General features: G+C 42.2%; 13 protein-coding genes. 4 read left to right on the forward strand and 9 right to left on the reverse strand.

Annotated elements, in window-relative coordinates:
• Positions 1-23: 23 nt before the first annotated feature.
• The 6 genes from odhB to sdhC all read right to left on the reverse strand — a co-directional run bounded on the left by odhB (position 24) and on the right by sdhC (position 7,656).
• On the reverse strand, positions 24-1,517 hold the full coding sequence (gene odhB, locus S4054249_RS12065; RefSeq protein ID WP_046356225.1) for a 2-oxoglutarate dehydrogenase complex dihydrolipoyllysine-residue succinyltransferase: 1,494 nt from the start codon (positions 1,515-1,517) through the stop codon (positions 24-26).
• A gap of 10 nt (positions 1,518-1,527) precedes the next feature.
• Entirely contained in the window at positions 1,528-4,341 is a 2,814-nt protein-coding gene (gene sucA, locus S4054249_RS12070; RefSeq protein WP_046356224.1) for a 2-oxoglutarate dehydrogenase E1 component, read from the reverse strand.
• Positions 4,342-4,431: 90 nt separating this feature from the next.
• A complete protein-coding gene (locus tag S4054249_RS12075; RefSeq protein WP_046356223.1) occupies positions 4,432-5,157 on the reverse strand; it encodes a succinate dehydrogenase iron-sulfur subunit in 726 nt (241 codons plus the stop codon).
• Positions 5,158-5,167: 10 nt separating this feature from the next.
• Entirely contained in the window at positions 5,168-6,940 is a 1,773-nt protein-coding gene (sdhA, locus tag S4054249_RS12080) for a succinate dehydrogenase flavoprotein subunit (protein ID WP_046356222.1), read from the reverse strand.
• Positions 6,941-7,288, reverse strand: coding sequence for a succinate dehydrogenase, hydrophobic membrane anchor protein (sdhD, locus tag S4054249_RS12085; RefSeq protein WP_039609795.1), 348 nt, complete (start codon positions 7,286-7,288; stop codon positions 6,941-6,943).
• Positions 7,279-7,656, reverse strand: coding sequence for a succinate dehydrogenase, cytochrome b556 subunit (gene sdhC, locus S4054249_RS12090; RefSeq protein WP_145925080.1), 378 nt, complete (start codon positions 7,654-7,656; stop codon positions 7,279-7,281). The genes sdhD and sdhC overlap by 10 nt, the downstream gene beginning before the upstream one ends.
• Positions 7,657-8,071: 415 nt before the next feature.
• On the opposite strand from sdhC, the gene S4054249_RS12095 reads away from it, so the two are divergent.
• Positions 8,072-9,358, forward strand: coding sequence for a citrate synthase (locus S4054249_RS12095; protein WP_046356221.1), 1,287 nt, complete (start codon positions 8,072-8,074; stop codon positions 9,356-9,358).
• A gap of 139 nt (positions 9,359-9,497) precedes the next feature.
• Here S4054249_RS12095 and yccX read toward each other — a convergent pair whose 3' ends face one another.
• From yccX to S4054249_RS12110, 3 genes are all read right to left on the reverse strand, one after another.
• Complete coding sequence (yccX, locus tag S4054249_RS12100) at positions 9,498-9,764, reverse strand: acylphosphatase (RefSeq protein WP_046356220.1); 267 nt, start codon at positions 9,762-9,764, stop codon at positions 9,498-9,500.
• A gap of 161 nt (positions 9,765-9,925) precedes the next feature.
• The gene (locus tag S4054249_RS12105) at positions 9,926-12,592 is read right to left on the reverse strand and encodes a TonB-dependent receptor plug domain-containing protein (RefSeq protein ID WP_046356219.1); all 2,667 of its coding nucleotides are present in this window, start codon (positions 12,590-12,592) and stop codon (positions 9,926-9,928) included.
• 207 nt (positions 12,593-12,799) lie between these two features.
• Positions 12,800-13,243, reverse strand: coding sequence for a hypothetical protein (locus tag S4054249_RS12110; protein ID WP_046356218.1), 444 nt, complete (start codon positions 13,241-13,243; stop codon positions 12,800-12,802).
• A gap of 238 nt (positions 13,244-13,481) precedes the next feature.
• Here S4054249_RS12110 and xthA point away from each other — a divergent pair, with 238 nt between their 5' ends.
• Genes xthA through S4054249_RS12125 form a run of 3 tightly spaced genes read left to right on the forward strand, consistent with a single transcriptional unit; the run spans position 13,482 to position 15,763 of the window.
• Positions 13,482-14,291: an exodeoxyribonuclease III gene (gene xthA / locus S4054249_RS12115; protein WP_046356217.1), complete on the forward strand. Its 810-nt coding sequence runs from the start codon at positions 13,482-13,484 to the stop codon at positions 14,289-14,291.
• 42 nt (positions 14,292-14,333) lie between these two features.
• Positions 14,334-14,957: a hypothetical protein gene (locus S4054249_RS12120; protein WP_080928355.1), complete on the forward strand. Its 624-nt coding sequence runs from the start codon at positions 14,334-14,336 to the stop codon at positions 14,955-14,957.
• Positions 14,954-15,763, forward strand: coding sequence for a putative RNA methyltransferase (locus S4054249_RS12125; RefSeq protein ID WP_046356216.1), 810 nt, complete (start codon positions 14,954-14,956; stop codon positions 15,761-15,763). The genes S4054249_RS12120 and S4054249_RS12125 overlap by 4 nt, the downstream gene beginning before the upstream one ends.
• The last annotated feature ends 42 nt before the right edge of the window (positions 15,764-15,805 follow it).

A 15,805-nucleotide genomic window follows, 5' to 3' on the forward strand; every position in this document is an offset into this window, starting at 1 on the left:
CAGCTTAAGATTTAATCTTTTGATTAAACGTCTAGAAGTAGACGTGTTGGATCCTCTAGTAATTCTTTGATTGTCACTAGGAAACCAACTGACTCTTTACCATCAATCTGGCGGTGGTCATATGAAAGCGCTAAGTACATCATAGGTAGAATTTCTACCTTACCGTTTACAGCCATTGGACGTTCTTGGATCTTATGCATACCAAGAATTGAAGACTGTGGTAGGTTGATGATAGGCGTAGAAAGTAGTGAACCGAATACACCACCATTTGTGATTGTGAAGTTACCACCTGTCATATCATCAACAGTTAGTTTACCGTCACGGCCTTTAAGTGCTAGCTCACGGATCCCCTTTTCGATTTCTGCAACAGATAGCTTGTCACAGTCACGAAGTACTGGTGTTACTAGACCACGAGGTGTAGAAACAGCGATGCTGATATCGAAGTAGTTGTGATAAACGATGTCATCACCGTCGATTGATGCATTTACTTCAGGGAATCGCTTAAGCGCTTCTGTTACTGCTTTCACGTAGAAAGACATGAAACCAAGACGAATACCATGACGCTCTTCAAATACATCTTTGTACTGCTTACGAAGGTCCATGATAGGCTTCATGTTTACTTCGTTGAACGTGGTTAACATTGCTGTTGAATTCTTCGCTTCAAGAAGACGGTTAGCAATTGTCTTACGAAGACGTGTCATAGGCACACGCTTCTGAGTACGGTCACCTACAGGCGCAGCTGGTGCTGCTGCCGCTGCTTTTGCAGGCGCTGCTGCTGGCTTAGCTGCAGGCGCTTTTAGGAATGCGTCAACATCTTCTTTCGTGATGCGACCGCCTTTACCAGAGCCTTTGATTTGAGAAGCATCTAGGCCTTTTTCGGCGATTAGACGACGAACTGATGGAGTCAGTACGTCAGCATTTTCGTCAGAAGCTGCTGGTGCTGCGTCTACTTGTGCTGGCGCTGCTGGTGCGCCACCTGCAGAAAGCTTACCAATAACCTGCTCGCCAAGAACTGTATCGCCTTCAGCGTGCAAGTGCTCACCCATTACACCATCTTCAGGTGCAACAACCTCTAAAACAACTTTGTCTGTTTCGATGTCAACTAGGTTTTGGTCACGGCTTACAGCCTCACCTGGTTGAACGTGCCAAGTTGCGATTGTAGCGTCTGCTACTGACTCTGGAAGTACTGGTACTTTAATGTCCACTTCTTTACCTTCTGCTGCTGGCGCCGCTGCTGCTGGCGCTGCTGGTTGTTCATTTGATTGAGCTGGTGCCGCACCCGCAGCACCGATTTGTGCAATTACTTGCTCACCTAATACTGTCGCGCCTTCTTCTTCAGAAATAGCAACAATTACACCATCTTCAGGTGCTACAACTTCTAAAACGACTTTATCCGTTTCGATGTCAACTAGGTTTTGGTCACGGCTTACCGTATCACCAACGCTTACATGCCATGTCGCAACGGTTGCGTCTGCAACTGACTCAGGAAGAACAGGCACCTTAATTTCGGTTGTCATCTCTTATTCCTTATTTTTTAATTGTTAATGCGTCAGCAATCAACGCGTTTTGTTCTTTAGTATGGGTAGACATATAGCCACATGCTGGTGCAGCTGATGCTTTACGACCAGCATATGTTAGGTTCGCACCTGCTGGAATTGCTTCCCAGAAATGGTGTTGAGAACAGTACCAAGCGCCTTGGTTCTGTGGTTCTTCCTGACACCATACGAAATCTTTTACATGTTGGTAACGAGCCATGATCTCATCCATCTCTTTGTGAGGGAACGGATATAGCTGCTCAACACGAACGATAGCGACATTGTTTAGTTCTAGCTTACGACGCTCTTGAAGTAGTTCGTAGTAAACTTTACCACTACAGAATACAACGCGCTCTACGTTTTCCGGCTTAATCTCATCGATTTCATCGATCATATTGTGGAAAACACCATCAGATAGTTCTTCAAGACTAGAAACCGCTAATGGGTGGCGTAGCAATGATTTTGGTGTCATTACAATCAATGGGCGACGTAATGGACGCACTGATTGACGACGTAACATTGCATACACTTGCGCTGGCGTAGTTGGTACACACACTTGCATGTTGTGGTCAGCACAAAGCTGAAGGTAACGCTCCATACGAGAAGAGCTGTGCTCTGGGCCTTGACCTTCGTAACCGTGCGGAAGCAATAAAGTCAAGCCACACAAACGGCCCCACTTTTGTTCACCAGAACTTAAGAATTGGTCAAATACAACCTGTGCACCGTTCGCGAAGTCACCAAATTGTGCTTCCCAAAGAACCAGTGAAGTAGGCTCTGCAGTCGCGTAACCGTATTCAAATGCTAAAACAGCTTCTTCAGAAAGTACTGAGTCATATACCTCAAAAGTACCCTGCTCTGGGCTGATGTTTTGCAGTGGTAAATAAGTAGAAGCATCGTTTTGGTTATGAACAACTGCGTGGCGGTGGAAGAAAGTACCACGGCCAGAGTCTTGACCAGTTAAACGAATGTCAGTGCCTTGGTCAACCATAGTCGCGTATGCAAGTGTCTCGGCCATACCCCAATCGAGCGGCTTATCACCTTTTGCCATCGCTTTACGGTCATCGTATATTTTTTTAACACGAGACTGTGCTTTGTGATCTTCTGGGTAGCTAGCAACCTTTTCACCAAGCTCCTTGAGCTTATCAACAGAAACTTCTGTCTCGTAAGGTGTATCCCAGTCATGACCAACGTACTTAGACCACTCAGATGAATGCTTCGTCTCTGGCTGAATTTCAGAAACCACACACACACCATTGTCTAAGCCATTTCGGTAGTCATCAGCAAGCTGTTTTGCTTCTTGTGCAGACAATACCCCTTCAGCTACAAGCTTGTCAGAGTATAGCTGACGCGGTACTGGGTGCTTTTTGATCTTTTGATACATTAGAGGCTGAGTTGCATTTGGCTCATCAGCTTCGTTGTGACCATGGCGACGGTAACACACTAAATCAATAACAACATCACGCTTAAACTTGTTACGGAAATCAAGCGCAACCTGCGTTACAAATGCAACTGCTTCAGGGTCGTCAGAGTTAACGTGGAAGATTGGCGCCTGAACCATCTTAGCGATGTCAGTACAATATTCTGTAGAACGCGTATCTTCTGGTTTAGACGTTGTGAAACCAACTTGGTTGTTTACAACGATACGAACAGTACCGCCAACACCGTATGCACGTGTCTTTGATAAGTTAAATGTCTCTTGTACAACACCTTGGCCTGCAATCGCCGAGTCACCATGGATAGTGATTGGTAGTGCCTTAGAGCCACTTGCGCAATCTAAACGGTCAAGACGAGCTCTAACTGAACCCATTACCACTGGGTTAACGATTTCTAAGTGAGACGGGTTAAACGCCAATGCCATGTGAACATCGCCGCCCTGCGTCGCGAAATCAGAAGAGAAGCCCATGTGGTACTTAACATCACCAGAACCTGCAGACTCACCATATTTACCAGCGAATTCATCGAATAGTTCTTGAGGGTTCTTACCAAGGACGTTAACTAGCACGTTAAGACGACCACGGTGAGCCATACCGATAACAACTTCTTCTTGGCCGCTTTCACCAGCTCTGTGTACCAGCTCTTTAAGCATCGGTACTAGTGCATCACCACCTTCTAGTGAGAAACGTTTTGCACCTGGGAACTTAGCACCAAGATATTTTTCAAGACCATCTGCAGCGATTAAGCCTTGCAATAAACGTAGTTTGTTTTCTTTGCTAAATTGAGGCTTGGAGAAACCGGCTTCTAAGCGTTGTTGTAACCAGCGCTTTTCTTCGGTTGATGTGATGTGCATGTACTCTGCACCAACTGAACCACAGTAGGTAGACTTTAACGCAGCGTACAAGTCTTTTAATTTCATTGTCTCTTTGCCACAGGCAAAAGAGCCAACGTTGAATTCTTTATCGTGATCCACATCATCTAAATCGTGGTAAGCCAACTCGAGCTCTCTCACTCGATCACGTTGCCATAAACCCAACGGGTCTAAATTGGCATTTTGGTGGCCCCTAAATCTAAATGCATTAATAAGCTGCAACACACGCACTTGTTTTGCATCTGCCGCACCTTCTGCAGAAACTACTACTTCTCTGTGTTTGTTCTTAGCAAGCTCAGCAAATTGTGTTCTTACATCGGAATGTTTAATATCAACATCAACACCTTCTACTTTAGGCAGTTGATCAAACACTTCTCGCCATTCTTCTGGCACTGAAGCCGCATCGTCAAGATACGCCTCATATAAATCTTCTACATATGCAACGTTGCCGCCGTATAAGTGAGAAGATTCCAGCCATGCTTTCATCACACCTTCGTGCATTTATTAGCCCTTTTCTCTAGCGCAGAAACTTAAACTTAAACGAAAACAAGATGGCATGCTCAGCATGCCATCTTAAGATAATAATATGCTTTAAACCGAACGGTTTAACAGCATAGATTTAATATGTCCAATCGCTTTGGTTGGATTCAAACCTTTCGGACAAACGCTAACACAGTTCATGATACTGTGACAACGGAATACGCTGAACGCGTCATCAAGACCAGCTAAACGCTCTTCAGTTGCTGTATCGCGGCTATCCGCCAAGAAACGATAAGCATGAAGAAGTCCAGCAGGACCGATAAATTTATCTGGGTTCCACCAGAATGATGGGCATGAAGTAGAACAACATGCACATAAAATACACTCGTAAAGGCCATCTAGCTTTTCACGATCTTCAACAGATTGAAGACGCTCTTCACCACCAGTTGGCTTATCATTGATCAAGAAAGGTTTTACTTTCTCGTATTGAGTGTAGAACTGACTCATGTCAATTACCAAGTCACGAATTACTGGCAAGCCAGGAAGTGGACGTACGATAATTTTACCTTTGCCATTCTTTTGTAGAGCAGACAATGGAGTAATACATGCAAGGCCATTTTTACCATTCATGTTTAGACCATCAGAACCACATACACCTTCACGACATGAACGACGGAAAGACAATGTCGAGTCCTGCTCTTTTAACATAAGTAGTGCATCAAGCACCATCATGTCACGACCTTCTTCAACCTCAAGTTTGTATTCCTGCATACGAGGTGCAGTATCAACATCTGGGTTGTAACGATAAACAGATAATTCTAAAGTTGCTGTTGCCATCGTTTAACTCCTAGTACGTACGAGCTTTAGGTGGGAATGCTTCACGCGTGGTCGGCGCAAAGTTAACATCACGCTTTGTCATTGACTCACTTTGTGGGTGATACATCGAGTGGCATAACCAGTTCTCGTCATCACGCTCAGGGAAGTCAAATCTTGAGTGTGCACCACGGCTTTCTGTACGGAAGTTTGCAGCAACTGCTGTTGAGTATGCTGTTTCCATCAAGTTATCTAGTTCTAGACACTCAATACGTTGCGTGTTGAATTCAGTTGACTTGTCGTCAAGACGTGCATACTGAAGACGTTCACGGATTTCTTTAAGCTGTTTAAGGCCATCAGCCATTGAATCACCTTCACGGAATACCGAGAAGTTAAGCTGCATACACTCTTGTAAGTCTTTTTTGATTTGAACAGGGTCTTCACCCTTACCAACTTCAGACGTTTCCCAGCGATTGTAACGAGCAAACGCTTGATCAACGTCATCTTTCGACGCTTCACCAGTTGATTCAAAGTCTTTCAAGTAAGAACCTAAGAAGTTACCTGCTGCACGTCCAAATACAACTAAGTCAAGTAGCGAGTTGCCACCTAGGCGATTTGCACCGTGTACAGATACACAAGCAATCTCACCTACCGCAAACAGACCTTCAACGATACGTTCATTACCATTGTTATCTACGTCTAGTACCTGACCATTTACATTTGTCGGTACACCACCCATCATGTAGTGACATGTTGGGATTACTGGGATTGGCTCTTTTGCAGGATCTACGTGTGCGAACGTTTTAGATAAGTCACAAACGCCAGGTAGACGTAGGTTAAGCATCTCTTCACCTAAGTGGTCAAGCTTCAGCTTAATGTGAATGCCCCAAGGACCTTCACAACCACGACCTTCACGGATCTCTGTCATCATTGCACGTGCAACAACATCACGACCGGCTAAGTCTTTGGCGTTAGGTGCATAACGCTCCATGAAGCGCTCGCCGTCTTTATTTAGAAGGTAACCACCTTCACCACGACAACCTTCAGTTACCAGTGTACCAGCGCCTGCAATACCTGTTGGGTGGAACTGCCACATTTCCATGTCTTGCATGCCGATACCAGCACGTACAGCCATACCAACACCATCACCAGTGTTGATGTGTGCATTCGTTGTTGACGCATAAATACGTCCAGCACCACCAGTTGCAAGTACAACAGCTTTAGACTTGAAGTAAACAACTTCACCTGTCTCGATCTCGATCGCTGTAACACCAACTACGTCGCCTTTGTCATTTTTAACAAGGTCTAGTGCATACCATTCAGAAAAAACGTTCGTCTTGTTTTTAACGTTTTGCTGGTACAAACAATGAAGAAGTGCGTGACCAGTACGGTCAGCTGCAGCTGCTGTACGTGCAGCCTGCTCGCCGCCAAAATGCTTAGATTGACCACCAAAAGGACGTTGATAAACACGGCCATTTTCAAAACGAGAAAATGGTAAACCCATGTTTTCTAATTCAGTAATAGCTTCAGGACCCGTTTTAGTCATATATTCGATAGCGTCTTGGTCACCGATGTAATCAGAACCTTTAACAGTATCGTACATGTGCCATTCCCAGTTATCTTCATGAGAGTTGCCAAGTGCTACTGTAATACCACCTTGCGCAGATACTGTGTGAGAACGAGTTGGGAATACTTTAGAGATAAGAGCACATGTCTTGCCTGACTCAGAAATAGCAAGTGCAGCACGCATACCCGCACCACCGGCTCCAACAACTACAGCATCAAATTCACGGACATTATATTTCACTTAAACACCCCACAGAACAAACAAACCAACAGCAACATATGCAAGTGCCATTAGATTTAATACAAAGCCTAAAACTGAACGCATTGTTGAACACTTGACGTAGTCAGTAAGAACTTGCCAAAGACCAATACGAGTATGAACCATTATACAAACAAGTGTAATAATAGTTGCAGCTTTCATAGCCAAGTTGTCAAACAACCCAGTCCATGCTTCATACGTTAATTCAGGAGTTAACGCTAAGTAGCCCACGATAAATACAGCGTATGCTGCAATGATTAATGCTGTTGCGCGAAGTGATACATAATCTTGTACACCATCACGTTTCAGAGTTGCTTGATTTAAGACCATATCCACACTCCACCAAGAATCGCAACGATTACCCAAATGGCGATTGCAATTTTAGCACTTGCATTGCCCGACTCTAACTCTTCCCAGTGGCCCATGTCTTGAATCATGTGACGGATACCGCCAATGATGTGGTAAGACAATACAGCCAAGGTGCCCCACGCAATGAATTTTGCAACAAAGCCAGTCATAAGCTCTTTAACAAATTCAAAACCTTCAGGAGAAGAGAGAGATTCAGACCACGCCCAAATGACAAATGTCAGCGCGAAGAACAACGCGACACCAGTGACACGATGTAAGATCGACGCCTTTGCCGTTGCTGGCATAGATATAGTCGTAAGATCTAGATTTACAGGTCTTTGCTTTTTCACAGTTACTTGCCCATCTTTGCTCGATAAGAGCTTCATCTACTTGTTTTTATCAACCCACTTGCACGACATGCACAAATGGCACACTCTAGATAAACCTGTTTAAACACTTAAAAGATCACTTGCCTGTAAAACTTCGATGTAAAAATAGGTTTACCCACAGACGACACGGTATAAAACCGTTGACAGTATATAAGGCTGTGCGTGTTTTTACAATTCTTGTTTAGTTTCGTACGCTTGCGAATTAGCCAATGGTATAATATTTAATCTGGTTAGAATACTTATTATACATTTTTGCATAATTCTTAGAAAAATTGACTTTTCACCCCATTTATAAGTTACAATGATCTGAATTTGCTTAACATTAGTATCACAACATAACAATCAGAATGTTGTTATTTCATAGGAGATAAGATAGATGGCAGATAAGAAAGCCACAGTCCATATCGATGGGCACGATCCAATCGAACTACCGATCCACTCTGGCACAGCAGGCCAAGACGTTATCGACGTTCGTACTTTAGGTGCTCACGGCTTCTTCACATATGACCCTGGTTTCATGTCGACTGGCTCTTGTGAATCATCTATTACTTACATTGATGGTGCAAAAGGTGTGCTTCTTCACCGCGGCTACCCGATTGAACAATTAGCAGAAAACTCAAACTACATCGAGCTTTGCTACTTACTACTAAACGGTGAACTACCAAACGCAGAGCAACTTCATACGTTCTCTGATGAGATCACACGCAACACTATGATGCATGAGAAGATTGCTGCTTTCTTCCAAGGCTTCCGTGTTGATTCACACCCAATGGCAATGCTGTGTGGTGTAGTAGGCGCACTATCATCTTTCTACCACGATGATTTAGATATTTCAGACTCAGAACAGCGTATGCGTTGTGCAACTAAACTAGTTGCTAAACTGCCAACTATCGCTGCAATGGCATACAAATACAATGTAGGCCAACCTTTTGTATACCCGCGTAATGACCTAAGCTATGCAGAAAACTTCTTACACATGATGTTCTCTGTACCAGCAGAAGAATACAAAGTAAGTCCTGTGCTTGCAAAAGCAATGGACCGTATTTTCATGCTTCATGCTGACCACGAGCAAAACGCTTCGACGTCAACGGTACGTTTAGCTGGTTCTTCAGGTGCAAACCCTTACGCATGTATCGCTGCTGGTATTGCGTCTTTATGGGGCCCTGCACACGGTGGTGCAAACGAAGCATGTCTTACAATGCTAGAAGAAATCGGTTCTGTTGACCGTATCGACGAGTATGTAGCGAAAGCAAAAGACAAGAACGATCCGTTCCGTCTTATGGGCTTCGGACACCGTGTTTACAAGAACTTCGACCCGCGTGCTACAGTAATGCGTCAAACTTGTCACGAAGTGCTTAAAGAATTGAATATCCAAGATCCTCTTCTTGATGTTGCAATGAAACTAGAGCAAATAGCACTAGAAGACCCGTATTTCATCGAGAAGAAGCTTTACCCGAATGTAGACTTCTACTCTGGTATTATTCTTAAAGCAATCGGTATTCCAACTAGCATGTTCACAGTAATTTTTGCTATGTCTCGTACAGTTGGTTGGATTTCTCACTGGAATGAAATGCTTTCTCAAGCAGGTCACAAAATCGGTCGCCCTCGTCAGCTTTACACTGGCTACACGGCGCGTGATTACCAAGATCAAGGTGAGCGTTAATTGCTCACTTTATTTGAAAAAAGAGGCTAAATAGCCTCTTTTTTTATGTCAAATTTTGTATTTTTTTAAAAACACTCCTGTTCTGTAAGATTTAGTTTACAGCAATATTCTTGTGTAATTATCCAAAATTTTTCACTATTTAAAATATTTCAAAGCCATTTACTAAGGCTTCATCGGCACTTTCTTTGCTTACGGACTCAACTCTTGCCATAACAGGCCCTTTTTTTAACCACGCTTCGAGCGATAAAATGTCTTTTTCCTGCCCTATTGCGACTACTTCCACACTTCTATCTGGTAAATTTTTGGCAAACCCTGTTAGTCCTAAAGAGCAAGCTTTAATCTTCGTGTGATATCTAAAGCCAACACCCTGAACAACACCCGTTACAATAAATTTGTAAGCGTTCATAGAATGAACTCCATAAGGTAATGTGATAAAGGATAGAATCAATGCGCGGTTTATTGAAGTAATTGAACTGAAAGAATGGTTATCGAGCGTTTTTAACTTCTAACAGAAAGTAAAATAAAGGCCCAATACGACTGGGCCTTAAAATAAAAACTTAACGTGTATTAGAACTTATAAGCAAACTTTAAATAAGCCTGACGTCCGAGTACGCTGTGGGTTTTATTATCTACACCCATTGTTTCAGACGGTGCAAATGGTGCTTCTTCATTAGTCAGGTTGGAGGCACCCACGGTCAAGGTTAATTGTTCATAACCAATATATGTGACACTGGTGTCTATCGTTGTCCAAGAATCAATTTTAAATTTATTGCCATCGCTATCAGCTAAATCATTATATGAATCAATGTAATTCACACTAAAATTAGCCACCCAGTCATCTAATGCCCAATCTATTCGGGCATTCCAACGCATATCTGGGTGCTGGTACTCGCCATTTTCATCTTCTATAACAGTAATCGGATTGCCATTCGCATCATTTTGGATCAGCTCTTCGTCATAGCTCATTACATAAGTAACGTTATAACCAAACTTAAACTCCCCCATATCTTGCGTTTGTAATCTGTACTCTAGATCAATATCGATACCATCTGTTTTTCTGCCACCAATATTAACGAATGTATCTTTAATACGACGAATACGACCAGGCGTGCCTCCTGTACTTGGATCTCGAATTACTAGACTTGTGTCATCGCCACAACAATCCACTATCTCTTGAGCACCAATTTTCTTAATTAAGTTGTCTTGGTCATAATTCCAATAATCTAGACCAATACTAAATTCATCAGATGCTTGCCAAATTACACCCAAGTTGTAGTTGGTAGACTCTTCAGGTTGCAAGCTCTTGTTACCGGCTACATCAGCAGTATACTCAAAAGGTTCGCAATCTAAGGGATCTTTGGTGATTTTACAGCGTTCACGGTCAATAACGCTCGGAGATTCTTCTGTTTTACCTAAATGTAGTTGTACCAGTGAAGGAGCCCTGAATGCGGTCCCCCATGAACCACGAACCACAACTTCTTCAAGTGGTGTCCAACGAAATGCAATTTTCGGGTCCGTAGTGTTACCAAAATCACTGTAATCTTCATAACGTAACGCAAGTTGCAGCTCTAGGTTTTCAGTTGCTGGCACATTAAATTCAGCAAACAAGGCAGTATTGTCACGATCACCATTTGCTTGCGTCGCCTCAGTTCCAAATATTTCCCCATTCAAATACTGGCTATCTGGATTATCTTCTATTTTTTCATATCTATGCTCTAAACCAAATGCAGCCGCAACATACCCATCACCAAACTCAAAGAGCTCCCCAGAGATGGTCGCATCAAATGATTGCATAGTGGATGCACCATAACGGGTCGTCGTTGTTTCAATTCTGTCCAATGTTTCTTGAGAATTTTGGCTAGGCTCAAATGGATTCCAATTGCCATTGTCTATTTCAGCCTGAGCTCTAATTTTGTTTGGAAAGCCATCAAACCCTTTTTCTACAGCGCTAGAACGAATAGCAGAATAGGCAAACTCCCAATCCCACTCTTTAAACTCACCACGCATCCCCATAACTGCTCGGTAGTATTCAGAATCAACGTCTTTTTTACGGTTACCGATATCGACTGTTCGTCGTCGCATAGAAATATCTACACCATGAAGAAAGTGGTCAGGCTGATCTGCAAGAGGATGGTTCAGGTTATCACCCGACATAAATAATTCAGTAAAACTTGGGCTGGCCGCACCTTGAATAAACGTTGACGTATGTTGTGCAGAGAATTCTGCAAAACCTTCTACACCGTCAGTGATTTCTTGTACGCCATTATAGTTAAAGCTGATACGCTCTGTAGAGGGAATAAGTGTCATATGTGGTGCATAATCGTAGCGACAAATATCACCAATGATCATATTTTCAGGACATGTATCTGAACCCCACACATCAGCAAATAAAGTTTGTCTTACTTTTGTGCCGTCATCTTCAACGCGAGTTACAGGTAAAGCTTCCCATTGAGCGTCAGTTACATCAGATCTTACTACTTCAATACTACCCGGAATACCAGAAGAGCTTAGTGCATTATTACCGCCCCTGAACCTTTGATCTGCCGTAGATGCGTAGTCTCTATCCGCATAAAATACATCGCCGCGTTTGAAATAATCTAACGAAAAATTGTGATGCCCTTTATCTGTCGAACTGCCCCATAAAAGCGTAAAATTTTCTTCCTCTGCGCCGCCATCAGCGGTATCAGATATTTTGCCTGCAACTTCAAATCCGTCAATATCATCTCGTAAAACAATATTAATTACCCCTGCAACGGCATCAGAACCATAAGTTGCTGAAGCACCGTCTTTCAAAACATCTATTCGCTTAACAGATGACACTGGAATGGTATTTAAGTCGACAAAAGATGTTTCAATATCTTTTGCAAATGGGCTCACTGCAACGCGACGCCCATTGATCAATACCAAGGTTGACGAAGCGCCCAATCCCCTCAAAGCGACGCTTGAACCACCATTTGCAGTATCATCACTTGAGTTACCCTGTGTACTGAATGTACCAGCACCAGCAACCGGTAACTTTTGTAATGCACCGATGAGATCTGTCGATCCAGTTGCGGCCAGATCGCCTGCAGAAATCGTTTGAATTGGTGAAGGCCCTTCCAAGTCAGAGCGCTTAATATGTGAACCAGTTACTTCTATTCGTTCAACCTCGCCGTCATTTGCAAATGTTGGGCTTGCCCCCCCAAGCAATGCAATACCGACCGCAGATGCTATTAGCGTAATCCCCTTTTTCATTATCTTTCTTCTCCGTAGTGTTATTAGAATACATCTCCACAACATTTATAACACATAGAAAAAACAATAAAAACACATTTGAGACGCTATTAATTTACAAAAAATAAACCCAATGGGATAAGCTTAACCTGAAGTTGATACACTCAAAATATAGGTATAAAAAAACCCAGCAATAATGCTGGGTTTAAAACTTTATTCTGTTACTTATTACAAGGCTGTTTTGTTAACCTGTTGAACAAATTGCTTAACTGGCAGATTATTACACTTTAAGCTTCTAACTTGACCACGATATGTTTTTAAACTGTCCAAGCCTTCTTTAGCTGCCTTCAAACACAATTCAGTTGCTACTGATGTATTTTTTGCCACTAACTTTGATTGAGTCTTTTGTTTCACTATTTGCATTTCACTTTTAGATTTAGCAAATGTGCGAATGTCTTCACCGTTACATTTTACAGTTTCAGAGAAGCGAGAAATAAACACACCATGTTGTGCGCCTTCTTTTCTTGCAGCACTTAAACCTTGGTTGGCAGCAACCTCACATACTTTAGAAATTGCAGATGCATCGCTTGCTTTAAAGCTATGAGCTTCAGATGCAAAAACACCAGTTGATGTAAGAGAAACAAGTGCAGCAATAGTGAAAGACTTAAACATAATCTACCTCAAAAGAACGAATTGCTGCGCATTATATAACCAAAAATAAGTCTGTAAATGATAAAAATAAACTTTTTTGACTATTTAATGATCAATTAACAACTTCATAAACATGTCGATTTAACTGGCTAGAATGGTAAAAAAAATTAACAATTAAGAAGCCTTTATAAGTAAACTTTTCACCTATCTTATAAGTAAAAATGATACACTCATTTTTATTTACCTATGACTTTTATATATGAAAATTATCTCTTTCAATATCAATGGCCTTAGAGCTAGACTGCACCAACTTCAAGCACTTATCGACAAACATCAACCTGACGTAATAGGCTTACAAGAAATTAAAGTGCATGATGAAGCTTTTCCAATCGAAGATGTAGAAGCGATGGGCTACAACGTGTACTTTCATGGTCAAAAAGCCCATTATGGCGTAGCTTTGTTATCAAAAAAACCTGCAAAATCTATCCTAAAAGGGTTTGCAACAGATACTGAAGAAGCTCAAAAACGCATGATCACGGGCGTATTCGAGACTGAAAGCGGCAAGGATATCACGGTCATGAATGGTTACTTCCCACAAGGTGACAATATTAGCCACGAGACTAAGTTTCCGTATAAACGTCAATTTTATAAAGATTTAATGACCCACCTCAATACCAATGAATCTCCAGATGCTAATCTTGTTGTTATGGGCGATATTAATATCTCACCTACGGACAGTGATATCGGTATTGGCGATGCCAATATGAAGCGGTGGTTAAAAACGGGTAAATGCTCATTCCAGCCAGAAGAGCGTGAGTGGCTTAAAACATTAATGGACTGGGGTTTAAAAGACACCTTTAAAGAATTAACACCAGACGCACAAGAAAAATACTCGTGGTTTGATTATCGCTCAAAAGGATTTAATGATAACCGAGGATTACGTATCGATGTCGTGCTTGCTACAGAAGGCTTAATGGCCACCTGTACTGAAAGTGATATAGATTATGAACTCAGAGGCATAGAGAAACCATCTGATCATGCACCAATTTGGGCTACTTTCAAAATCTAAGCATAATAGATAGCAACTCCTTGCAATGATAGGTAACAGCCAATGGCAATTATGTTGTTTTCATTGCTCGCATTTGCAGTGAGTTTTGATAAAGTACAATTTATTGCACTAATCAAAACTCCACAAAGACAAACGGGCGTCTTGTGCTGTGCCCTGGTTATGGCCATTTTATGGAAGATTCAGGCTGGCATTTTGCCATTTTTAGATATTCACATTCTGGCCATCACCGCCGTTACTTTAATCTTAGGCTGGCGGCTATCACTAATAAGCACGCTTCTTGCCTCTTTGTTACACTTCACCTTCGCTGCTACTCAAATTGAGTTTTTCACATTTTGGTTATTGACGGGCATTATTCCCGTTTATATCAGTTACGCAATTTTTCTAATTTGTTATCAGTATTTACCGAGACACTTTTTTATTTATATATTTGTATGCGCATTTATTTGCGCAGGCATTGTCGCTGCCTGTAAAATAATGCTCACCGGTGTCTATTACTGGTCAGTAGGCCTATACGACTGGCAGACACTGCAATACAATTATATGTTTTACTCAGTGATCATGTGGTTTCCAGAAGCCATGTTAAATGGCATGGCCATTACATTGATGATCACTTACCGACCTAACTGGGTTAGGACCTTTTATGATCAGGAATATTTAGATAGATGACATTAGATTACCGTTGCCCCATTTGCTCAGAACCACTAACACACACAAATAATACACTGGGCTGCATAAATCGTCATCAATTCGACTTTGCAAAAGAAGGCTATATCAATTTGCTTCCGGTGCAGTTTAAACGCTCCAAGCAACCCGGCGACAATTTGGAGATGGTCCAAGCTAGGCGCGCCTTTTTCGCAACTAATCACTACGCTTTATTACAGCAGTCGTTGGCTAAATTAGTCGCATCCAAAACCCCAAAAACGGTGATAGATCTAGGCTGCGGTGAAGGGTTTTATACACAAGCTGTCGCAGCAGCTGTCACTGAGTCGGCCGCAGTATATGGATTAGACATTAGTAAACCTGCAGTCAAATATGCCTCTAAACGATATAATAAACCAAATTTTAGCGTAGCCTCTAGTAAAGATGCACCATTTAAAAGTGAATGCGCTGACGTCGTTCTAAGTATTTTTGCGCCAGTCTTTTCACAAGAGTCTGCTCGCCTTTTACAAGACGATGGTACCCTTATTGTCGTAGGTCCGGGTCCCAAACACCTATTTGAACTGAAACAAAAAATCTATGATGATGTGCGCTTGCACGAAGCGCCAGAGTGCCCTGACGGGTTTGAAATAATAGAGCAGACGTTAGTCGAGGATATTCAACCTGTTGAGACAAGCATTGTTGAACATTTAATTAAGATGACCCCATTTGCATGGAAATTTAAAGCGTCCCATTACAGTGAATTAGCATTGAGTGAGTCCCATAATGTGACCTTTTCTTTTTTAATCACACAATTCAAAAAAATCACAAAGTGATTCGAAAGAATGGCCCTTGCATACAAAGCAATGGGCCACAAT

The organism is Pseudoalteromonas luteoviolacea (assembly GCF_001750165.1).
In the GTDB taxonomy this organism is placed as follows: Bacteria; Pseudomonadota; Gammaproteobacteria; order Enterobacterales; family Alteromonadaceae; genus Pseudoalteromonas; species Pseudoalteromonas luteoviolacea_G.

Coding starts and splice junctions, on each gene's coding strand:
- odhB (WP_046356225.1), bottom strand. CDS start 1,517: ATGACAACCGAAATTAAGGTGCCTGTTCTTCCTGAGTCAGTTGCAGAC.
- sucA (WP_046356224.1), bottom strand. CDS start 4,341: ATGCACGAAGGTGTGATGAAAGCATGGCTGGAATCTTCTCACTTATAC.
- S4054249_RS12075 (WP_046356223.1), bottom strand. CDS start 5,157: ATGGCAACAGCAACTTTAGAATTATCTGTTTATCGTTACAACCCAGAT.
- sdhD (WP_039609795.1), bottom strand. CDS start 7,288: ATGGTCTTAAATCAAGCAACTCTGAAACGTGATGGTGTACAAGATTAT.
- S4054249_RS12095 (WP_046356221.1), top strand. CDS start 8,072: ATGGCAGATAAGAAAGCCACAGTCCATATCGATGGGCACGATCCAATC.
- yccX (WP_046356220.1), bottom strand. CDS start 9,764: ATGAACGCTTACAAATTTATTGTAACGGGTGTTGTTCAGGGTGTTGGC.
- S4054249_RS12105 (WP_046356219.1), bottom strand. CDS start 12,592: ATGAAAAAGGGGATTACGCTAATAGCATCTGCGGTCGGTATTGCATTG.
- S4054249_RS12110 (WP_046356218.1), bottom strand. CDS start 13,243: ATGTTTAAGTCTTTCACTATTGCTGCACTTGTTTCTCTTACATCAACT.
- xthA (WP_046356217.1), top strand. CDS start 13,482: ATGAAAATTATCTCTTTCAATATCAATGGCCTTAGAGCTAGACTGCAC.
- S4054249_RS12120 (WP_080928355.1), top strand. CDS start 14,334: ATGGCAATTATGTTGTTTTCATTGCTCGCATTTGCAGTGAGTTTTGAT.
- S4054249_RS12125 (WP_046356216.1), top strand. CDS start 14,954: ATGACATTAGATTACCGTTGCCCCATTTGCTCAGAACCACTAACACAC.